This window comes from Ruegeria sp. CDSA221, from assembly GCF_059611825.1.
This window is the reverse complement of the sequence record NZ_JBXWPK010000002.1, coordinates 435145-455159: the sequence shown is the minus strand read 5'-3', so window position 1 is coordinate 455159 and position 20015 is coordinate 435145. Positions and strand designations below refer to the sequence as shown.

The window sequence follows — 20015 nt, the reverse complement described above, 5'->3', positions numbered from 1 at the left end:
TTGCCTCTCGCCTTAGTCCTGCTGCCTTGCCCTTGCACCATCTGTTGTGGCACCTGCCTGCAGGACCGCCAAGTTCGGGATGCACCCTTGACGCTGCCCCACAAGCCTGAGCATGTATGTGCCAACACTATACCGTGGCCTTGGGTTGCATCGCCAGCCCGAAATGCCCAACACGAGACAAGAGCCAAATGCTGCTGCTGATCGACAACTACGACTCATTTACCTACAACCTCGTACATTATTTAGGCGAACTTGGCTCGGAAATGGTCATTCGAAGGAATGACGCGCTGGACGTGCAAGAAGCGATGGCCATGAACCCCGCTGGCATCCTGCTCAGCCCTGGCCCTTGCGACCCTGACCGGGCAGGCATTTGCCTTGCCCTGACCGAGGCAGCCGCCGAAACACGGACGCCTTTGTTGGGTGTCTGCCTTGGCCATCAGACCATAGGTCAGGTTTTCGGTGGAAAAGTCACGCGTTGCCATGAGATTGTGCATGGCAAAATGGGAACAATGCACCACACCGGTAAAGGTGTGTTCGCGGGCCTGCCCACGCCGTTTGAGGCGACGCGCTATCATTCGCTGATTGTGGATCGCGATACCCTGCCCGATTGCCTGGAGATTACGGCGGAATTGGAAGATGGCACCATAATGGGCCTCCAGCACCGCGAACTGCCCATTCATGGCGTACAGTTCCACCCGGAATCCATCGCTTCCGAGCACGGCCACGCGTTGCTCAAGAATTTCCTGTCCGAGATGAAAGTTCCCGCATGAGCGACGCCCTGAAACCGCTGATCGGAGTTGCCGCCGACCGCCCCCTGACACGCGCCGAAGCGGAAGAAGCCTTTGGGATCCTGTTTGACGGCGCCGCAACACCCAGCCAGATCGGCGGGCTTTTGATGGCTATGCGCACACGCGGAGAGACCGTCGATGAATATGCCGCCGCCGCTGCCGTGATGCGTGCAAAATGCAATGCAGTTCAGGCACCAGCTGGCGCGATGGATATCGTAGGCACTGGCGGTGACGGCAAGGGAACGCTGAATATCTCGACCGCGACCGCCTTTGTGGTTGCGGGTGCCGGTGTCACCGTGGCCAAACACGGCAACCGGAACCTGAGTTCTAAATCCGGAGCCGCAGATGCGCTAGGCCAGCTGGGTATCAACGTTATGGTCGGCCCGCAAACCGTTGAAAATGCACTGCAAGATGTCGGCATCGGATTCATGATGGCCCCCATGCATCACCCGGCGATTGCGCATGTCATGCCCACCCGGCAAGAGCTTGGGACACGGACGATCTTTAACATTCTCGGTCCGCTGACCAATCCGGCAGGCGTCAAGCGGCAGTTGACCGGAGCCTTTAGCCGAGAGTTGATCCGCCCGATGGCCGAAACGTTGGGCCTGCTTGGGTCCGAACGCGCATGGCTGGTGCACGGATCGGACGGCACAGACGAATTGACCATCACGGGTATCAGTTGGATTGCGGCCCTCGAAGACGGCACAATTAAAGAGGTCGAGCTTCACCCAGAAGATGCAGGGCTGCCGGTACATCCCTTCGAGGACATTCTCGGCGGAACCCCCGAAGAAAACGCAGTAGCCTTCCGAGCTCTTCTAGACGGCGAGGCCTCCGCCTATCGCGATGCGGTATTGTTGAATGCCGCAGCAGCCCTGGTCGTCGCAGAGGCCACTGCTGATCTGCGCGAAGGTGTCGCAAAAGCCGCTGAAAGTATCGACAGCGGAAAAGCCAAAGACAAGATCGCGGCCCTGGCCCGCATTACTCAGGAGGCCGCATGACCGAAACGGTTCTGGACAAAATCAAAGCTTACAAGCTCGAAGAGGTCGCTTCGGACAAGGCCAATAAGTCTCTGGAAGCTGTTGAAAACGAAGCAAGATCAGCCTCTGAACCGCGCGGATTCGCATCGGCGTTGCAAATGGCTGTACGTAGCGGGTACGGGCTGATTGCAGAAGTCAAAAAAGCCAGCCCCTCCAAAGGTCTGATCCGCGCTGACTTTGATCCACCAGCACTTGCACAGGCTTACGAAGAAGGCGGCGCTGCCTGCCTTTCCGTGTTGACCGACACGCCCAGCTTTCAGGGTGCCAAAGAGTTTCTGGTTCAGGCACGCGCAGCCTGTTCTTTGCCGGTTCTACGCAAAGATTTCATGTACGATCCCTATCAGGTGGCTGAAGCCCGCGCTCTTGGGGCGGATTGTATTCTGATCATCATGGCATCGGTTGATGACAGCCAGGCGGCTGAATTGGAACAGACCGCCTTTGACTGGGGCATGGACGTTCTGATAGAAGTTCATGATGAAGCCGAGCTGGAACGTGCAACGCAGCTCAAAAGCCCGTTGATTGGGATAAACAACCGTAATCTCAAGACCTTCGAGACCACTCTTGATACGACACGCCGCCTGTCAAAACTAGTTCCCGCTGACCGGACCATCGTTTGCGAAAGCGGGTTGAGCACACCAGCAGACTTGGCCGATATCGCCCGTTACGGTGCGCGTTGTTTTCTAATTGGCGAGAGCCTGATGCGTCAGGAAGACGTCGCAGCAGCGACACACGATCTGCTGTCGCGTCCGCTCAGCCCGGGTGTGATGTGATGCCGCTGACTCACTTCGATGCCCAGGGACAGGCTCATATGGTCGATGTGTCGAACAAGCCCATCACGGATCGTGTCGCCGTCGCAGCGGCTCGTATCACGATGGCACAAGATACGTTCGACTTGATCGCAGAAGGTCGCGCCAAAAAAGGTGACGTCTTGGGGGTTGCACGTCTGGCCGGTATCATGGGGGCAAAGAAGACACCCGATCTGATCCCGCTATGTCACCCACTGCCAGTGACCAAAGTTACCGTAGACCTGACACTGGACCCAGAATTACCCGGCATACAGGTACAGGCAACCGTCAAGACATCTGGTCAAACCGGCGTGGAAATGGAGGCACTGACAGCGGCCTCAACCGCCGCACTGACCATATACGACATGGCCAAAGCCGTCGATAAGGCAATGGAAATTGGCGGCATTCGCGTCTTGCTAAAAGATGGTGGTAAATCAGGTCGTTACGAGGCGAAATGATAACCGTTGAAAGCGCCCGGGCGCAGCTATTCGATCTTGTAAACACCCTCCCCTCCGAGCCGGCTCCCTTGATGGATGCGGCGGGTAGAGTACTGGCCGAGAATGTAGCAGCCACACGCGATCAGCCGCCATTCGCTTCGTCTTCTATGGATGGCTACGCGGTAAAGTCGACCGAGGTCGAGCTGCACGCCATGTTCAAAGTCATTGGCGAGGCTGCGGCCGGTCGGCGATTTGACGGTCAGGTTGGACCCGGACAGGCGGTTCGAATCTTCACTGGCGCCCCTATTCCTGAAGGTGCAGATTTTGTTGTCATTCAAGAGGATGTTGATCGCCGAGGTGACCTAATCACCATTTCTGATCTGCCGGGCCCTAAATCCAACATTCGTCCAAAAGGCGTCGATTTCGAAATTGGCGCCAAGATTACGGCTCCACGTCGTTTGAGCCCCGAGGATCTGGCGCTTTTGGCGGCGATGAATATCCCCATGGTGCCGGTTGCACGTAAACCCGTGGTCGCGCTGATCGCAACCGGGGATGAATTGATCATGCCCGGCGAAACACCGGGACCGGATCAGATAATCGCCTCAAACACCTTTGGTATCAAAGCGTTGCTAGAGGATGTTGGAGCGCATGTTCGGGTTCTGCCTATCGCCTCTGACACGGTTTCGTCCCTTGAGACCGCCTTTGCCCTAGCAGCCGACGCTGATTTGGTGGTTACGATCGGCGGTGCCTCGGTTGGGGATTATGATCTTGTCTCTCAGGTCTCCACCGCACTGGGGTTGGAGCGGAGTTTTTACAAAATCCGCATGCGCCCCGGCAAACCGCTGATGGCCGGTCGCTTGGGCGATAGCGTGATGGTTGGACTTCCGGGTAATCCGGTCAGCGCAATGGTTTGCAGCTATCTGTTTCTTGCCCCGATGATCCGTAAGATGCTGGGCCTGGAACAGGTTCTGACCCCGCTTCAAAGCGCCAAAATGACCGAGGCTATCCCAGCGAATGGGCCGCGCGAGCATTACATGCGCGCTATCGTGACTGGTGATGGAATTAAAGCCTGCCAAAACCAGGACAGTTCGCTGCTCAGCGTGCTTGCCGAAGCAAACGCGCTTTTGGTTCGGCAACCCAATGACCCGGCACGCCTGGCCGGAGACGAAGTGATGTTCCTCCCGATCTGAGACCGCGCAAAACCATTGACACAAAACGTGAACATGCGTAGAACAAAAGAAAACGTATGAGCGACGAGGTGTGAGCAATGCTGACCAAGAAGCAGTTGGATTTGTTGGAGTTCATCCATAAACGCGTTCAGGCGGATGGCGTCCCCCCAAGTTTCGATGAAATGAAAGCTGCGCTGGACCTGCGGTCCAAATCCGGCATCCATCGGTTGATCACAGCGCTTGAAGAACGCGGCTTTATCCGTCGTCTGGCCCATCGTGCCCGTGCCATCGAAATCGTCAAACTTCCTGAAAGCCTGGGAGGAGAGCCAACAGTCGCTTTCAAACCCCGTGTTATCGAAGGTGACAAGCCCGAAGGCAGACGCCCCGCGAATTTCGAACCAGTGACCGTTGACGCAATGGAATTGCCGGTCATGGGACGCATTGCAGCAGGTGTTCCGATCGAGGCGATCAGCCATGTCTCGCACCGCGTTGCCGTCCCCGGAAGCATGGTTTCCGGCAGAGGCGAGCATTACGCGCTTGAAGTACGCGGCGATTCGATGATTGACGCTGGCATCAACGACGGCGATGTGGTCGTCATCCGCGAGACCTCTGCGGCTGATAATGGCGATATCGTTGTCGCGCTGGTCGAAGATCAGGAAGCAACGCTCAAACGGTTCTTTCGGAGAGGTCAGGCGATAGCGCTTGAGGCTGCCAACCCGGCCTATGAAACGCGTGTACTGCCCGAAGATAAGGTCAAGGTTCAGGGCCGTTTGGTTGGGCTGATCCGAAGCTATTGATCTTTAGCTGTCTGGCGACCACAGCCTTTTGCCTATGACTTCGGCACTGGTCATTACGTTTCCGCTGGACAGTGCAATACTTCCTGTCTTGTTCAACAACTCGGGATCAATCACCATACAGGTGCCGGACAGCTGGACCGGAACAGCAGAGATGACGATTTGGTCATCTCCACATTCGCTGAATTCGCGCGCAGATCGTTTGCCAGTGAGGTGAATCAGCTCTTTGCCCTGCCAGAAATATCTTTGCGACAGATCTTTCCCATCGGGCCAGCGATTTGCGGCAGTTTTCTGGCTCGCGCCGTCTCCGTCGTTTTCAAGCCATACAGTTGCAATAAATTTGCTGCCCTTTTCCTTGCTCAGCGCGCGCCCCTGATCAGTCATCACACCAACCAACCCACCGGAGTCTGCGACCAAAACTTCCGGACGGTTACCGTGCCCCCAAAGCGCAATCGCCACCATGCAAGGTGCGACGCCGACCCATCTTGCCCCACCGCGCCACAAGGCGATCCACAGCGCGCCCAATGCAAATATGGGCAAGACGTAGGACGGTGGACTGACCACATAACCTTGCGCACCTTCCAGTCCCGAGATCCAGTCTGAAACCGCCAGAATCCATTCCAACCCTGCCCCCATGACCGCCAGCCCAAACCACTCAAGCCCGAATGGCGCCAGGATTGCGGCAATAACGGCCGCAGGAACCACGACGGTTCCCATCACCGGGACCGACAGCATATTCGCAACCAGCCCATAGTGAGACAGTGAATTGAAATGCGCCGCCCCAATCGGTGCGGTGGCAAGCCCCGCTATGGCAGATGACATCAACACCCCGATAATGGGCCGTAGCCATTTTGGCCCGAAAGCAGAACCGAAACCGCGTAAGGCTCCGAAAACGGCCACCAGTGCCGTTGTTGCAGCAAAGGACATCTGAAAACCGGGACTTAACAGAGATTCTGGTCGCAACGACAGCACGATAAGGGCAGCGACGGCCACCGCGCGTAGCGAAATTGACCTTCTGTCGATCAAAATGGCCCCCAGCATTACGCTGACCATGATAAAGGCCCGCTCTGTTGCGACATTCCCGCCAGACAGCAATAGATAAACAACCGCTGCGACCAAGGCGCAAACCGCTGCAATCTTGCGGACCGGAAGTCTAAGAGCGAGCACCGGGACAGCAGACAGCGTGACCCTGCAAATTAGGTAAACAAAACCTGTCAACAACCCCATATGCAATCCGGATATCGCCAACAGATGAGCCAGATTAGATGCCCGTAGATTGTTCAGCGTTTCCTGTCTCATTCCGCTGCGATCACCCGTCGTGACAGCCGCGGCGAAACCTCCGACCTCTCCAGGCAGCAATGCGCGCACATGTTCAGAGATCGCCGTCCTCCACGCCGTGATGCGGAGATTGGTCCTGTCCGGCGGGGCAACCGACAACACCGGTACGCGCGTGTACCCGACCGCCCCTAAACGTTGAAACCATGCGTGGCGACGGAAATCGAAACCGCCGGGCTCAACAGGACCCTGGGGTGGCGACAGGTAGCCGGTCGTCATGATCCGTTGCCCCGGCACAAGCTGGGCATCACCACCGTGTAAGGAAAGTCGGACGCGCTGCGGGCGTCGATCCAAAGGCACGTCCCCTAATCGCACCCGATCGAGCGTTACCCGCAGCGCATCCGACGCAGAGCGGTCTATGGCGACAACACGTCCCTCGACCGGGCCATAGTACCGCCAAGACAGAACCGGCTCTGCCACCGTATGGGCACGTGTACCAGCCAGGATAAACCCGGCAGCGATCAGCGCCCCCCCGATTGCCAACGAAGCCCAGCCAGACCGTGACTTGCGGGCCATCCCCATAGCCACAACAATCACCGCGCCGAAACAGACGTAAATCTGCCACCCCGGCTCAAACCGGAGCGCGAAATAAAGGCCGATGCCAATGGCCAAGCACACTGGTGACCATTGAAACAAATAGCCTGTCTGGCTCAGCAATGCGGTCTCGACCCGTGCCAGAACACGCATGGTTGCCCCCGTCCTTCGGGCTCGTTAGACAGGCGCCAAGTTAAGCTCGACACGGTTACCAAAAGGTTAATCCACACAATGTCCGATCAGGTCGTCACCCGTTTTGCCCCCTCACCCACCGGTTTCCTTCACATCGGCGGCGCGCGTACTGCGCTGTTCAACTGGCTCTTTGCGCGGGGACGTGGTGGCAAATTCCTGCTGCGGATCGAAGACACCGACCGCGAGCGTTCGACACCCGAGGCGACGGCTGCAATTCTTCAAGGAATGTCCTGGCTGGGCCTGGACCATGATGGCGACGTGATCAGCCAATTCGAAGGCGCCCCGCGTCATGCTGAAGTGGCACATCAGCTGCTGGCGGACGGCAAAGCCTACAAATGTTTTTCGACCCAGGACGAGATCACAGCCTTTCGCGAACAGGCGCGTGCAGAGGGAAAATCGACACTGTTCCAGAGCCCCTGGCGCGACGCTGACCCTTCGACCCAACCTGACGCCCCATATGCGATCCGCATAAAGGCACCGCGGGACGGGGTCACCGTGATCCGCGATCAGGTTCAGGGCGACGTGACAATCCGCAACGATCAGTTGGACGACATGATCCTGCTGCGCTCGGACGGAACACCGGTTTATATGCTGGCGGTTGTTGTGGATGATCACGACATGGGTGTGACCCATGTTATCCGGGGCGACGATCACCTGAACAATGCCGCACGCCAGATGATGATCTATGAAGCCATGGGTTGGGATGTTCCGGTCTGGGCACATATTCCGCTGATTCATGGTCCGGACGGCAAGAAACTATCCAAACGTCACGGAGCTTTGGGTGCCCAAGAATATCAGGCGATGGGGTACCCGGCCGCGGGTATGCGCAACTATCTAGCCCGTCTCGGCTGGAGCCATGGGGATGACGAATTCTTTACAGATGAGCAGGCGAAAGAGTGGTTCGATCTGACTGGAATCGGTAAAAGCCCTGCACGGTTCGATCTGAAAAAGCTCGAGAATCTATGTGGTCAGCATATTCCAATCACTGGCGATGCCGCATTGCGGCAGGAAATTCAGGGATACCTGGCGGCGGCGGGACTGCCCGCTCTCACCAATGCACAATCAGGTGATCTGGAACGTGCGATGTATTGCCTCAAGGATCGGGCACGCACTTTCCCGGAACTCCTTGAAAAAGCGCATTTTGTGCTGACGTCACGCCCGATTAAACCTGATGAGAAGGCTGCAAAGGCGCTGTCCTCTGTATCCGACGGTATACTGAGTGAATTGACGCCGCACGTGCAAAATGCTAGCTGGACCCGGAACGAACTGGAGAGTGCCCTGAACTCGTTTGCAGAAGCGAAAGGGCTAAAGTTTGGCAAGCTAGCAGGGCCATTGCGCGCTGCATTGGCTGGTCGGGCTGTAACGCCTTCGGTTTTTGATATGATGCTTGTGCTTGGGCGGGATGAAACCCTGGCACGGCTCTCCGACGCAGCGACATAACCAAAGGTTTCACATTTGGGTAACGCTGCTCCGCTAACACCCGGGCTGCGCCCCTGTGCGCAACCGTTGCCCGCCGAAACGGACGACGATCCGTTTCACGTATGAATGAGGAAGGGACATTATGACCGACAGCAATAAATCAGCCACTTTGACCGTACATGGTAAAACATACGAGTTGCCGGTTCATTCGCCTACCGTGGGACCTGATGTCATCGACATCCGCAAGCTGTACAGCGAAGCGGATGTGTTCACCTATGACCCCGGCTTCACCTCGACAGCCAGCTGCGACAGCACCATCACCTATATCGACGGCGAAAAAGGTGAACTGCTGCACCGTGGCTATCCGATCGACCAGTTGGCCGAGAAATCGCATTTCCTCGAAGTGTGCTACCTGTTGCTTTATGGAGAGCTGCCGGCGGCCAAGGAACTGGAAAAGTTTGAAACCACGATCACCCGCCACACCATGCTGCACGAACAGATGCAGTATTTCTATCGTGGCTTCCGCCGTGATGCACATCCGATGGCGATCATGGTTGGTGTCGTGGGCGCGATGTCTGCGTTCTATCACGATTCGACCGATGTTTCGGACCCGCATCAGCGTGAGGTCGCATCCCATCGTCTGATCGCCAAGATGCCGACCATCGCTGCCTGGGCTTACAAGTATCACACCGGTCAGCCCTTCGTGTACCCGCGCAACGATCTGGATTATGCTTCAAACTTCCTGCGCATGTGCTTCAGCGTCCCTGCCGAAGAATATGAGGTGAACCCAATCCTCAGCCGCGCGATGGACCGCATCTTTACTCTACACGCGGATCACGAACAGAATGCCTCGACTTCGACTGTGCGTTTGGCCTCCTCCTCGGGGGCGAACCCGTTTGCGTGTATTGCCGCTGGTATCGCGTGTCTTTGGGGCCCTGCCCATGGCGGCGCAAACCAGGCCTGCCTTGAAATGCTGGAAGAAATTGGCACGGTTGACCGTATCCCGGAATATATCGCCCGCGCCAAAGACAAGGCTGATCCGTTCCGCCTGATGGGCTTTGGTCACCGCGTCTATAAGAACTTTGACCCGCGCGCCAAGGTTATGAAGCAATCCGCCGACGAAGTGTTGGATCTGCTGGGGATTGAGGACAATCCCAAGCTGCAGGTCGCCAAGGCGTTGGAAAAACAGGCGTTGGAAGATCCGTATTTCTCCGAAAAGAAACTGTTCCCGAACGTGGACTTCTATTCAGGGATCATCCTCGAGGCGATGGGTTTCCCGACGTCGATGTTCACCCCGATTTTCGCACTGTCGCGCACCGTTGGCTGGGTCAGTCAGTGGAAAGAGATGATCGCAGATCCACAGAACAAAATCGGCCGCCCGCGCCAGCTCTATCTGGGCGAAACCAGTCGCGATTACGTGGACATCGAAAAACGCTGATTTCGATTCCCAACAAACCAAACAGCCCCGGACCAGAATCCGGGGCTGATTTGTTAGAACAGCGTCAACTGGTCCCCGGCTTGGGGCGGGATATCGAACAAATCGCACCGCAGCTTCGGGGTGCGCGTTGCAAGGCCTAGCCGCTTTACAGCCAGTGAAAACCGTTTAGCCACCATCTCGGCATATTCGCCCTCACCGCGCATTCGGTGGCCCCAACGCGGATCATAGTCCCGGCCCCCGTGCATTTGCCGAAGCTTGGACATGACTTTTTCGGCGCGCGTTGGCTCTTGCTCTTGCAGCCAGGTTTGCCAAAGTTCCGAAACTTCGCGCGGCAACCGCAGCATAATCCAGCTTGCTGCATCCGCCCCGGCATCCCTGCCCGCCTCTAACAGGCTTTCCATCTCATGATCTGTCAAACCGGGAATTGAAGGAGAGGTCATGACCCGCACCGGAACCCCCGCTTCGGTCAGCCTGCGAATGATTTTCAGGCGCCGATTTGGCGCGGGTGCCCGTGGCTCCATTCGGCGCGATAAATCCGCATCTAACGTGGTCAGAGATATCCCGACCCGAACCAAACCCTGTTCCGCCATCTGTGCGAGCAGATCGAGATCACGTTCGATCAATGCCCCCTTGGTCACAATCGCAACCGGATGGCGAAACTCTGTAAGCACCGACAAACAAGACCTTGTGATTCCATGGTTTTTTTCAACTGGCTGATAAGGGTCGGTATTGGGTCCAATCGCAATCGGCGCAACACTGTAACCTTTCGCAGAAAGCTCTTTGCGAAGAAGCTCGGCCGCATTGGGTCGGGCAATCAAGCGCGTCTCAAAATCCAGCCCCGGCGACAGACCCAGATAGGCGTGGCTGGGCCGTGCAAAGCAATAGATGCAGCCGTGCTCGCACCCCCGGTAGGGGTTGATCGAACGATCAAATGGCAAGTCGGGGGAGCGGTTATAAGTGATTATGCTGCGTGCCGTCTCGTGCCTGACTTCAGTCCGCAACGGAGGAAGATCGTCATCATACCCCCAGCCGTCATCGCAGGGGATTGTGTCAAACCGTTCGAATCTGCCTGCCGTATTTTCCGTGGCTGCTCGCCCCTTGGCAATGGCCGAAGGAAGGTTTGTTCTACTTTTGTTCATGCCATTTGGTATATGGAATATCGACCGGTCCGGCAAGCGGCACATTTACCTTTCTGAGGCATCATCAGAGCCCCAATCAGCCCCTGGACATTTGGTGCATTTGAACGAATTGCAGGATGTTCATGTGTAAAATGACGTCGAGATAACGACAAATTTGGCCTATAGGTCGGTCTCGGAACTGCCAAGGTCGCAATCGTCACAGTAGTATTACGGCGAAATGGCCAAAACGGAAAAAATGCCACCACGGGCGCAAGGCCCGAACAGCTCAGGGAAACGCCCCATGTCCGATGAAGAAGACATCGTCCTGTCCGAACTGAACGACGACGAACTGGTCGAACAGATGTTCGATGACCTTTACGACGGTCTGAAAGAAGAAATCGAAGAAGGTGTGAACATCCTGCTGGAGCGCGGATGGACACCTTATGACATCCTGACCAAGGCACTGGTCGGCGGCATGACGGTTGTGGGCCACGACTTCCGTGACGGCATTCTGTTCGTACCCGAGGTCTTGCTGGCCGCAAACGCAATGAAGGGCGGCATGTTTATCCTCAAGCCGCTGCTGGCCGAAACCGGCGCACCGCGCGTTGGTAAAATGGTGATCGGCACTGTTAAAGGCGACATTCACGACATTGGCAAAAACCTGGTGTCAATGATGATGGAAGGAGCCGGATTCGAGGTTGTTGATATCGGCATCAACAACCCCGTCGAAAACTATCTGGAAGCGCTTGATACCGAACAGCCCGATATTCTGGGCATGTCGGCCCTGCTGACGACGACCATGCCATATATGAAAGTCGTGATCGACACACTGATCGAACAGGGTCGGCGCGATGACTATATCGTTCTGGTTGGCGGCGCGCCCCTGAACGAAGAGTTCGGCAAGGCGATCGGTGCTGATGCCTATTGCCGTGACGCGGCCGTAGCTGTTGAGACGGCAAAGGATTTTGTTTCGCGCAAGCACAATCAGCTGGCGGGTTGATCGACATCTAAACCATTTCAGGGCCGTCCGGTTTTCGGGCGGCCTTTTTCATTTATTCACCCTACCCTGATCCGAAGCCGACATTATGTGTCGAATACGGGCTTGCCAGCCACCGAATAAGCCGATTTTCTAGATAACGAGAAAGAGGCGCGAAATGACTCAGGACCAACTTCCCGACGATGCCAGCCTGACAACGCAGGGCTATTCAGACCATCACGGCGCAGGGCGAATTCTGTTATTGGCCTGCGGTGCGCTGGCGCGGGAAATCCTGGACCTAAAGCGTCGTAATGGCTGGGATCATATGGAACTGACCTGCCTGCCCGCCATCTTGCACGTCCACCCGGAACGGATCACGCAGGCGGTGGAAGAGGCCGTTGCCAAACACCGCGACCAATACGATAAAGTTTATGTCGTCTACGCAGATTGCGGCACCGGTGGCCTGTTGCAGAAAGCCTGCGGGGAGATGGGCGTGGAGATGATTAAAGGGCCCCACTGCTATTCTTTCTTCGAGGGGAACCAGGTCTTTGAAAATCGCGGCGAGGATGAAACTACAGCGTTCTACCTAACAGATTTTCTGGCACGTCAATTCGATGCCTTCGTCTGGAAGCCGCTGGGGCTGGATCGCCACCCCGAGCTTAGGGAAATGTATTTCGGCAACTACACGAAACTGGTTTATCAGGCACAGACTGATGATGCGGTTCTGACCGAACGCGCCAAGGAGTGCGCAGACCGAATGGGCCTGGCTTTCGAGCGCCGATTTACCGGCTATGGTGATCTGCAATCCACGCTGAGCGACTGGGCCAGCCGCCCGCTTTAGGCGGCCTCTATCGCGACCTCGCGGATACGGTCGATCATCGCCCTCAAACCGTTAGATCGTTGCGCGGAAAGATGATCGTTTAACCCCAGCCGCGCCAGTTCGCCTCCTGCGTCAACCTGCGGGACTTCTTGAACCGGCAGGCCGTTATATAGGGATCGCAGAACCGCAATCAGCCCCCTCACGATCAGAGCATCACTGTCGCCGTCAAAATGAAAGATCCCTCCCTCGACACTGGGATGCAGCCAGACCTGGCTGGCGCAACCATGGACTTTGGTTGCCTGCACCTTCAACGCATCATCCAATGGCGCCATCGCTTTCCCCTGCTCGATGACATGGCGGTACCGGTCTTCCCAGTCCTCCAGGAATTCGAAATCTTCGACGATTTCTTCAAAAGCAGGTGTCGCCATCTCGGGGCTGTCCTCTCATTGGGTTCACATTTTTGAACTATGATCCTGACCAGCATCTGTCCAGCCCCCCACGTGGCTTTTCAAACCCGGAAAAGTGCGATAACTCATTGCCATATAGACTGCTCTGGGTGTTGTGACGATGAAGAAATCACTGTCTGTTCTTTTGGCTGCTGCCTTGACCCTGTCGGCTTGCAGCGCTTGGCGTGATTCTCGGGTCAACCCGACAAACTGGTTTGGGTCCAGTACTCCGGCACCCTCTGAAGTCTCGGTGAACGATGCAAATGCACTGGTTCCCCAGACAGACGATGGTGTTGGCCTGTTTTCCAAGAAGCCACCCGAGGATAAGAGCTTCCCGATCGCCAAGATCGAAGAATTGCGGATCGATCCAATTCCGAATGGAGCTATCGTTTACACGACTGGGATTGCTGCAAGGCAGGGTGCATATAATGCGCGGCTTGTTCGTGTTGAAAGCGAAGAGAATGCAAAAAACGGCATTCTCGAATTCACGTTCCGTGTCGACTACCCGTCATATGCGACAAGCCAGGGGACCGAACGGTCCCGAAGGGTATCCAATGCAATCAATATCAGCCGAGACGAGCTTGCAAACATTCGGCTGGTCCGTGTCAAAGGGGAACAAAATGCCCTGGAATCCCGCCGCAGATAATTCCTGCTAAAGCTCTACGACCGTGACGGTCTGCCCTTTAGCTGCCAGGGCGATTTTGCCATCGCACAGTTTCAGGGCATCTTCGCCGAATACCTCGAACCGCCAACCGGACATTGCAGGTAATTCCCGTTCACCGGCTGCGATCTGATCCAGTTCGGAACTGGTAGCAATCAGTTTGGCGGCCACGCCCGAGCTTTCCGTTTTTGATTTCAGCAGCACCCGCAATAGGTCGGCAAGCGCAGGATTTACCTTCAACTTGTCACGGCTGGTATCAATCTTGGGCAATTTTTCTGGTGGGCAATTAACACCCTTTTTGACGGCGGCCAGAATCCCATCCGCAATGACCCCTTTGCGGGCCTCGCGCAGCAGCAGGCGCGATCCACCCAAATCTGAGAAAGATTTCGGCTTGGTCGATGCCAGTTCGATCAGCGCGTCATCTTTGAACACACGGCTGCGCGGTACGTTGTTTTCCTGCGCATAGGCTTCGCGGAACTCGGCCAACTCGCGAACAACGGCCAGAAACTTGGCCGAGTTCGTCCGGGTTTTGATACGCTTCCACGCGTTTTCGGGCTGGATCTCATAGGTGCCGGATTGCGTCAGCGTGCGCAGCTCTTCCGCGACCCAATGGCTGCGCTTGGTTTTCGTCAGCTCGGCCGCCAGATATTCATAGATTTTCCGCAGATGCGTTACATCCGCCAGCGCATAGGTCTTTTGCGCCTCGGACAGCGGGCGGCGTGACCAGTCGGTGAATCGAGAGGTCTTGTCCACGCCTTCCTTACAAATCTTGCGCACCAGGGTTTCATAACCAACCTGCTCGCCGAATCCGCAGACCATGGCGGCGACCTGAGTGTCGAACAGAGGATTGGGGAACACACCCGCCTCAACCCAGAAAATCTCAAGATCCTGACGGGCTGCGTGAAAAACTTTGACCACGCTTTCATCGGCGAAGAGCTCGTACAAAGGCTCCAGAGTCATCCCTTCGGCCAACGGGTCGACCAAAACGGCGCTGTCTTCGTCGGGCGACGGGACCGCCAGTTGAAGCAGGCAAAGTTTTGAATAGTAGGTCCGTTCGCGCAGGAACTCGGTATCTACGGTTACGTAATCAAAGGCCGCAGCCGCTTTGCAGAAATCGGCCAGCTCTTGCGTCGTCGTGAGGGTTTTCATTCGTGGTGCTATTCTTGCTTTTGTTTTTAATCACCCGTCAGTCCTACACGTTTCCGGGCCGTCGGGCGAACCATAGGCCGAATGGCAACCGCGTGTAAATCACCCCGCGGGATTCACGGCAAAAGCACCGGCGTGCGGTCATTTCCGGCAAAGCGGCGCAATACGGCCGGATAAAGCCTGTGTTCGTAGGTCAGAACGCGCGCCGCCAAAGTCTCAGGAGTGTCTCCAGCCTCAATATTCAGGCGGGCTTGCCCCAAGATTGGGCCATCGTCCAGCGCTGCGGTCACCTCGTGAACCGAGCATCCATGCTCGATATCACCTGCTGCAATCGCACGGGCATGGGTGTTCAGACCCTTGTATTTTGGCAACAGTGACGGGTGGATGTTCAGCATCCGACCCTGAAAACGCAAGACGAAATCACCGGTCAGCACCCGCATGAAACCGGCCAGGCAGACGATATCGGGCTGTGCCTCCTCTAGCGGTTTCAGCAGCTCGGCTTCGAAAGCCGCGCGGTCGCCTTTAAAGGGACGGTGATCTACGGCAGCGGTCGCGATTCCCCGATCAGCGGCCTTTTTCAGCCCGCCTGCCCCGGCATCGTTCGACAACACCAGACAGGGCCGCGCCGGATGGTCGCCGGTCATGCTGTCGACCAGAGAGACCATGTTCGACCCCCCGCCCGAGAGCAGAATGGCGACGCGCTTATGGCTCACAGCAATTTGCCCGAATAGGCCACTCCTGCGGTGTCGGTCACGGTGCCAATCCGCGAAACCGTCTCACCAGCTTGGGCCAGCAGTGCCGACAGGTCGTCGGCCTGCTCTGCGCCGCAAACCACGATCATGCCGATGCCGCAGTTGAAAGTCTTGAGCATCTCGGATTCAGCAATACCGCCGGTTTCTGCCATCCAGCGGAATACGGGTGGCAAATCCCAGGAGTTCAAGTCGATCTGGGCACCCAGCCCCTCGGGCAGCACCCGTGGCAGGTTTTCGGTCAGGCCACCGCCGGTGATATGGGCGAGCGCATGCACCCCGCCTATCCGGATCGCCTGTAGCGCAGGTTTCACGTAAAGGCGCGTCGGGGTCAGCAGTGCCTCGCCCAGCGATCCATCCCCAAAGGGCGATGCCGCATCCCAACCCAGGCCCGAGATCTCGACCAGCTTGCGCACTAGCGAATAGCCATTGGAATGCACCCCGTTTGAGGCCAGCCCAAGCAACACGTCACCCTGTTGAACATCTGCAGGAAGGTGTGCGCCGCGCTCCATCGCACCGACCGAAAACCCGGCCAAATCGAAATCACCATCGGGATACATGCCCGGCATCTCGGCAGTTTCGCCACCGATCAATGCGCAATCCGATTGAACGCAGCCTTCGGCAATGCCCTCAATAATCCGTGCGGCGGTCTCGGTATCCAGTTTGCCTGTTGCGAAATAGTCGAGGAAGAAAAGTGGCTCGGCACCCTGACAGATCAGATCGTTGACGCACATGGCCACAAGATCGATACCGACGCCATCGACCAGGCCTGTATCAATCGCGATCCGCAACTTGGTGCCTACACCGTCGGTGGCGCCGACAAGAATCGGATCCCGATAACCTGCATCCTTCAGGTCGAACAATGCGCCGAACCCGCCCAGCCCGCTCATCACACCGGATCTGTTGGTCCGCTTGGCAGCAGGTTTTATCCGGTCGACCAGAGCATTCCCCGCATCAATATCAACGCCCGCATCCGCGTAGGTGATTCCGTTTTTGCCTGCTGTCATGGCCAACCTCTTTTGAATGGTTCCCGCGCGGGTTAGTCGATTGTTGGAGATGTTGCAACGGTCAGGCTTGACGCGGGCGTTCACCATGATAGGCAAAGCGCCTAGGCGGGCCTGTAGCTCAATTGGTTAGAGCAGAGCGCTCATAACGCTTTGGTTGGGGGTTCGAGTCCCTCCGGGCCTACCAAAATCCGCAAATTTTCCTTTAGAAACAACGATCGATCAGCCCGAAAATAGAGAGAGATGCTCCACGACCTAACAATAGGTTGCGAGGCAAGTGCCCCACGGTTTCAGGACATATCTTCGATTCCCGCCCGGGATATCCCGGTAACTTTTCAGGCGCTTGAATCAGTTTATCGGTCACTGAACATCCGACAATCCAAGATGAACTCACACCAGATTTGGCAGAGCAGAGGTCCGGTGCACGATGCTCTAGCGACCGATGATAATATCGGCACACAGACCGCCCAGATGTTCGCTTTTGCCCAATCGAAGCACGCCGCCATGGGCTCGGGCGACATCTGCCACAATGGCCAACCCCAGACCAACACCGCTGCCCCGATTCTGGTTGCGCGCAGGATCCAATCGCGAGAAAGGTTTGACCGCTTCGGTGCGCTGCTCGGGCGGAATACCCGGACCATCATCTTCGACGCGGATACGCAGCGATTTGGAGGAGACCGACAGGCTGATCTCAGCGCGATTTCCGTACCTGACCGCATTCCCGATCAAGTTCTCTACCGCGCGACGAATAGCCGTCGGGCGCAACATCGCGGTTCCTGCGCCATCAACCTTTACCAATTCGACCTTATGCCCTGCCCTGCACGCATCCTTGACGATCTGCCGAAGGAACCTCTCAGGGTCTACGGATTCCGGCGCCACCTCTGCCGCTCCTTTGGAAAAGTCCAAAAACGCGTCCAGCAATAGCTGCATTTCATCCACGTCCTGTTGCAATGGCGCTGCCTCACCTTCGGGCAACAAAGACAGCCCAAGCTTGAGACGCGTCAAAGGCGTTCGCAAATCGTGGCTGACACCGGACAGCATCATGGTGCGCTGCTCCATCTGACGCTCAATCCGGGCGCGCATATCCAGAAATGCACTGCCAGCGGCCCGCACCTCGATCGCGCCGCCTGGCGAATAAGGAACAACCCGCCCGCGTCCGAACGCCTGTGCAGCCTCGGCCAGACGGGTGATCGGTCGTAGCTGGTTGCGCATGTACAAAAACGAAATGGTTGTCATGATGATCGCAAAGAACAAGACGGTCACAATCAACTGATGCGGCGCGGTTGGGGACAATCGCCGACGGTCGAAAGTTAGCTGCAATACACCCAAATCCGTCTGCAGATACAATCGAGCCTCCTGCCCGCTTGGCAAGGCGACCGCTACAAGATCGGGAAGCAAAGCGCGCAACTCGGATTCGACTTGAGGTGCAATGAAATCATACCAGCGGCGATTCCCGATGACTGGCGTTTCGTTTATCCCGAGAAACCGCAGTTTCATATCAAGCGCGGCCAGATCGGGCCGAAGTTCGGCCACCGCCTGATGCTGCGTTTCAGAATGTTCTATCACATCCGTAACCAGCGTAACCTCACGCGATGCGGCACGAGTCATTTGCGCGGTGACATCTTCCAGGTGCTTTTGCAAAAAGGCGACACTGATCACCAGCAGCATCACCACCACCGGCAAAATGAGAATCAAAGCCGCCCGTGCGTACAGGCTGCGCGGCATATAAAGTTTGAGCCATTGCGTCGTCATGGGTTAAACCTAACGGGCTGTTCAGACGAGAGAAAGAGTGCAGAATGCAAGCACCGGACGATTTCAATCCAATGCCAGGTCGAGATGACGAGTTACAACCGGGCCTAAGGCGGATTCTCGCCCCCAACCCGTCTCCGATGACATATCGCGGCACCAATACATACTTGCTTGGCCAAACCGATCTTGCGGTGATTGACCCCGGCCCTGCCAATGCGGACCATCTGGATGCAATCCTGAACGCGGTTAAACCCGGACAACGGATCAGCCACATCATTGTCACACATTCTCATCTGGACCACTCTCCGCTGGCTGCACCGCTGGCCGAACGAACGCAAGCAAAGATCATTGCTTTCGGAGGCCCTGAAGCAGGCCGCAGTGAGGTGATGTCCGAATTGGCCAATCAGGGGCTCGCAGGCGGAGGTGAAGGGATCGACACGGCGTTCCGCCCGCATATCGAAGTCGAAGATGGTGATGTAATCGCCGCCGAAGGGTGGCAGTTGAATGTGATCCATACGCCTGGTCATCTTGGTAACCATATTGCGCTGGGTTGGGGGGATGTCTGCTTTACCGCCGATCATGTGATGGGTTGGGCCAGTTCATTGGTGTCACCACCTGATGGTGATCTGACCGATTTCATGGCGGCTTGCGAAAAGCTAGGACAACATAACTGGTCCGTATTCCACGCAGGGCATGGCGCACCGATTAACGACCCTGCCAAAAGGCTCGATTGGTTGATCACCCACCGGCGCGCCCGGGAAAAACAGATTCTGTCCGCATTGGAAACCAGGCCAGGAACCGCCCGGGAATTGGCCGAGCGAATCTATACCGAAACCCCCGCTGCCCTGTTGCCCGCTGCCGAACGGAATGTATTCGCCCATCTCGTTGATCTTACATGCCGATTTCTGATTGCACCGCAGTCAAAATTATCCGTCGGCGCGATCTTCGCCAGAACCCCATAGATGCCGAGGTAATTTTTTTTCCAAAACCGCGCTTCCCCTCTGGACGGCGAAATTTCGGGTTGCTATATGGCGCGAACCGTTCCGGCGTAGCTCAGCGGTAGAGCAGTTGACTGTTAATCAATTGGTCGTAGGTTCGATCCCTACCGCCGGAGCCAATTTCCCCAAAACACACCGCAAATTATCATGGATGCCCGCCTTCGCTGTGTGCATGTTTTTTCGACGAAAAAACTCACACCCCCCTCTGGACGCCGAAGAGTCGGGTTGCTATACGGCGCGAACCGTTCCGGCGTAGCTCAGCGGTAGAGCAGTTGACTGTTAATCAATTGGTCGTAGGTTCGATCCCTACCGCCGGAGCCAATCTTCCAAAATCTTTACGACTATAGAAACACCCTGCTTCAGGCCGTTCGCCATAACTCAGGGCAGATGATAAACGGTTTCAAAGGTTCATCTTCTAAT

Annotated in this window: 19 protein-coding genes and 3 tRNA genes; 15 read left to right on the top strand and 7 right to left on the bottom strand. The window is 56.5% G+C overall.

The annotated features are described in order from the left end of the window. The first annotated feature begins 188 nt into the window (after positions 1-188). The 6 genes from AC2FJ5_RS04640 (at position 189) to lexA (ending at position 5013) form a co-directional block, all read left to right on the top strand. Entirely contained in the window at positions 189-770 is a 582-nt protein-coding gene (locus AC2FJ5_RS04640) for an anthranilate synthase component II (RefSeq protein WP_142633613.1), read from the top strand. Further along, positions 767-1786 (top strand): anthranilate phosphoribosyltransferase, encoded by a 1020-nt coding sequence (gene trpD / locus AC2FJ5_RS04635; RefSeq protein ID WP_496792604.1) that lies wholly within the window; start codon positions 767-769, stop codon positions 1784-1786. Before AC2FJ5_RS04640 ends, trpD begins: the two co-directional genes overlap by 4 nt. Further along, on the top strand, positions 1783-2595 hold the full coding sequence (gene trpC, locus AC2FJ5_RS04630; protein WP_282021215.1) for an indole-3-glycerol phosphate synthase TrpC: 813 nt from the start codon (positions 1783-1785) through the stop codon (positions 2593-2595). Before trpD ends, trpC begins: the two co-directional genes overlap by 4 nt. Further along, the gene (gene moaC / locus AC2FJ5_RS04625; RefSeq protein WP_282021214.1) at positions 2595-3068 is read left to right on the top strand and encodes a cyclic pyranopterin monophosphate synthase MoaC; all 474 of its coding nucleotides are present in this window, start codon (positions 2595-2597) and stop codon (positions 3066-3068) included. Before trpC ends, moaC begins: the two co-directional genes overlap by 1 nt. After that, positions 3065-4237, top strand: coding sequence for a molybdopterin molybdotransferase MoeA (locus tag AC2FJ5_RS04620; protein WP_496792603.1), 1173 nt, complete (start codon positions 3065-3067; stop codon positions 4235-4237). The genes moaC and AC2FJ5_RS04620 overlap by 4 nt, the downstream gene beginning before the upstream one ends. 77 nt (positions 4238-4314) lie before the next feature. After that, on the top strand, positions 4315-5013 hold the full coding sequence (lexA, locus tag AC2FJ5_RS04615; RefSeq protein WP_142633603.1) for a transcriptional repressor LexA: 699 nt from the start codon (positions 4315-4317) through the stop codon (positions 5011-5013). Positions 5014-5016: 3 nt separating this feature from the next. Here the strand turns inward: lexA and AC2FJ5_RS04610 are convergent, their stop codons facing one another. Beyond that, entirely contained in the window at positions 5017-7032 is a 2016-nt protein-coding gene (locus AC2FJ5_RS04610) for a ComEC/Rec2 family competence protein (RefSeq protein WP_496792602.1), read from the bottom strand. A gap of 78 nt (positions 7033-7110) precedes the next feature. On the opposite strand from AC2FJ5_RS04610, the gene gltX reads away from it, so the two are divergent. Continuing rightward, positions 7111-8511: a glutamate--tRNA ligase gene (gene gltX, locus AC2FJ5_RS04605; RefSeq protein WP_496695569.1), complete on the top strand. Its 1401-nt coding sequence runs from the start codon at positions 7111-7113 to the stop codon at positions 8509-8511. Between the two features lie 121 nt (positions 8512-8632). Beyond that, the gene (gltA, locus tag AC2FJ5_RS04600; protein ID WP_281972039.1) at positions 8633-9928 is read left to right on the top strand and encodes a citrate synthase; all 1296 of its coding nucleotides are present in this window, start codon (positions 8633-8635) and stop codon (positions 9926-9928) included. Positions 9929-9981: 53 nt separating this feature from the next. On the opposite strand, the gene AC2FJ5_RS04595 is transcribed toward gltA, so the two are convergent. Next, positions 9982-11067 carry a PA0069 family radical SAM protein gene (locus tag AC2FJ5_RS04595; RefSeq protein ID WP_496792600.1) on the bottom strand — a complete coding sequence of 362 codons (1086 nt, stop codon included), beginning with the start codon at positions 11065-11067 and terminating at the stop codon, positions 9982-9984. A gap of 280 nt (positions 11068-11347) precedes the next feature. Between AC2FJ5_RS04595 and AC2FJ5_RS04590 the strand changes: the two genes are divergently transcribed. Both AC2FJ5_RS04590 and AC2FJ5_RS04585 read left to right on the top strand, forming a co-directional pair. Further along, the gene (locus AC2FJ5_RS04590; protein ID WP_271947279.1) at positions 11348-12046 is read left to right on the top strand and encodes a corrinoid protein; all 699 of its coding nucleotides are present in this window, start codon (positions 11348-11350) and stop codon (positions 12044-12046) included. Positions 12047-12200: 154 nt separating this feature from the next. Next, on the top strand, positions 12201-12863 hold the full coding sequence (locus AC2FJ5_RS04585; protein WP_496792599.1) for a DUF1638 domain-containing protein: 663 nt from the start codon (positions 12201-12203) through the stop codon (positions 12861-12863). On the opposite strand, the gene AC2FJ5_RS04580 is transcribed toward AC2FJ5_RS04585, so the two are convergent. Continuing rightward, positions 12860-13270: a SufE family protein gene (locus AC2FJ5_RS04580; protein ID WP_496792598.1), complete on the bottom strand. Its 411-nt coding sequence runs from the start codon at positions 13268-13270 to the stop codon at positions 12860-12862. The genes AC2FJ5_RS04585 and AC2FJ5_RS04580 overlap by 4 nt on opposite strands. A gap of 139 nt (positions 13271-13409) precedes the next feature. Here AC2FJ5_RS04580 and AC2FJ5_RS04575 point away from each other — a divergent pair, with 139 nt between their 5' ends. Further along, complete coding sequence (locus AC2FJ5_RS04575) at positions 13410-13934, top strand: hypothetical protein (protein ID WP_271947285.1); 525 nt, start codon at positions 13410-13412, stop codon at positions 13932-13934. A 6-nt stretch (positions 13935-13940) separates the two neighbouring features. On the opposite strand, the gene rnd is transcribed toward AC2FJ5_RS04575, so the two are convergent. The 3 genes from rnd to purM form a co-directional block, all read right to left on the bottom strand. Beyond that, positions 13941-15098: a ribonuclease D gene (rnd, locus tag AC2FJ5_RS04570; protein ID WP_496688199.1), complete on the bottom strand. Its 1158-nt coding sequence runs from the start codon at positions 15096-15098 to the stop codon at positions 13941-13943. Positions 15099-15211: 113 nt separating this feature from the next. Further along, a complete protein-coding gene (gene purN, locus AC2FJ5_RS04565; RefSeq protein WP_496792597.1) occupies positions 15212-15808 on the bottom strand; it encodes a phosphoribosylglycinamide formyltransferase in 597 nt (198 codons plus the stop codon). Beyond that, positions 15805-16851 (bottom strand): phosphoribosylformylglycinamidine cyclo-ligase, encoded by a 1047-nt coding sequence (gene purM / locus AC2FJ5_RS04560; RefSeq protein ID WP_496792596.1) that lies wholly within the window; start codon positions 16849-16851, stop codon positions 15805-15807. Before purM ends, purN begins: the two co-directional genes overlap by 4 nt. Before the next feature lie 107 nt (positions 16852-16958). Between purM and AC2FJ5_RS04555 the strand changes: the two genes are divergently transcribed. Then, positions 16959-17035, top strand: a tRNA-Ile gene (locus AC2FJ5_RS04555). A 245-nt stretch (positions 17036-17280) separates the two neighbouring features. Here AC2FJ5_RS04555 and AC2FJ5_RS04550 read toward each other — a convergent pair. Next, positions 17281-18600 (bottom strand): ATP-binding protein, encoded by a 1320-nt coding sequence (locus AC2FJ5_RS04550; protein WP_142633580.1) that lies wholly within the window; start codon positions 18598-18600, stop codon positions 17281-17283. 44 nt (positions 18601-18644) lie between these two features. On the opposite strand from AC2FJ5_RS04550, the gene AC2FJ5_RS04545 reads away from it, so the two are divergent. The 3 genes from AC2FJ5_RS04545 to AC2FJ5_RS04535 all read left to right on the top strand — a co-directional run bounded on the left by AC2FJ5_RS04545 (position 18645) and on the right by AC2FJ5_RS04535 (position 19916). Continuing rightward, positions 18645-19559, top strand: coding sequence for an MBL fold metallo-hydrolase (locus AC2FJ5_RS04545; RefSeq protein WP_496701117.1), 915 nt, complete (start codon positions 18645-18647; stop codon positions 19557-19559). Positions 19560-19639: 80 nt separating this feature from the next. Next, a tRNA-Asn gene (locus AC2FJ5_RS04540) sits at positions 19640-19714 on the top strand. A gap of 127 nt (positions 19715-19841) precedes the next feature. Continuing rightward, positions 19842-19916, top strand: a tRNA-Asn gene (locus AC2FJ5_RS04535). Positions 19917-20015 lie beyond the last annotated feature (99 nt).

Bases quoted from the DNA above. Each gene is read 5' to 3' on its own strand.
- AC2FJ5_RS04545 (WP_496701117.1), top strand. From the start codon at position 18,645: ATGCAAGCACCGGACGATTTCAATCCAATGCCAGGTCGAGATGACGAG.
- AC2FJ5_RS04550 (WP_142633580.1), bottom strand. From the start codon at position 18,600: ATGACGACGCAATGGCTCAAACTTTATATGCCGCGCAGCCTGTACGCA.
- rnd (WP_496688199.1), bottom strand. From the start codon at position 15,098: ATGAAAACCCTCACGACGACGCAAGAGCTGGCCGATTTCTGCAAAGCG.
- AC2FJ5_RS04590 (WP_271947279.1), top strand. From the start codon at position 11,348: ATGTCCGATGAAGAAGACATCGTCCTGTCCGAACTGAACGACGACGAA.
- lexA (WP_142633603.1), top strand. From the start codon at position 4,315: ATGCTGACCAAGAAGCAGTTGGATTTGTTGGAGTTCATCCATAAACGC.
- AC2FJ5_RS04640 (WP_142633613.1), top strand. From the start codon at position 189: ATGCTGCTGCTGATCGACAACTACGACTCATTTACCTACAACCTCGTA.
- AC2FJ5_RS04610 (WP_496792602.1), bottom strand. From the start codon at position 7,032: ATGCGTGTTCTGGCACGGGTCGAGACCGCATTGCTGAGCCAGACAGGC.
- gltX (WP_496695569.1), top strand. From the start codon at position 7,111: ATGTCCGATCAGGTCGTCACCCGTTTTGCCCCCTCACCCACCGGTTTC.
- AC2FJ5_RS04585 (WP_496792599.1), top strand. From the start codon at position 12,201: ATGACTCAGGACCAACTTCCCGACGATGCCAGCCTGACAACGCAGGGC.
- AC2FJ5_RS04595 (WP_496792600.1), bottom strand. From the start codon at position 11,067: ATGAACAAAAGTAGAACAAACCTTCCTTCGGCCATTGCCAAGGGGCGA.
- AC2FJ5_RS04575 (WP_271947285.1), top strand. From the start codon at position 13,410: ATGAAGAAATCACTGTCTGTTCTTTTGGCTGCTGCCTTGACCCTGTCG.
- moaC (WP_282021214.1), top strand. From the start codon at position 2,595: ATGCCGCTGACTCACTTCGATGCCCAGGGACAGGCTCATATGGTCGAT.
- gltA (WP_281972039.1), top strand. From the start codon at position 8,633: ATGACCGACAGCAATAAATCAGCCACTTTGACCGTACATGGTAAAACA.
- AC2FJ5_RS04580 (WP_496792598.1), bottom strand. From the start codon at position 13,270: ATGGCGACACCTGCTTTTGAAGAAATCGTCGAAGATTTCGAATTCCTG.
- AC2FJ5_RS04620 (WP_496792603.1), top strand. From the start codon at position 3,065: ATGATAACCGTTGAAAGCGCCCGGGCGCAGCTATTCGATCTTGTAAAC.
- purM (WP_496792596.1), bottom strand. From the start codon at position 16,851: ATGACAGCAGGCAAAAACGGAATCACCTACGCGGATGCGGGCGTTGAT.
- trpC (WP_282021215.1), top strand. From the start codon at position 1,783: ATGACCGAAACGGTTCTGGACAAAATCAAAGCTTACAAGCTCGAAGAG.
- trpD (WP_496792604.1), top strand. From the start codon at position 767: ATGAGCGACGCCCTGAAACCGCTGATCGGAGTTGCCGCCGACCGCCCC.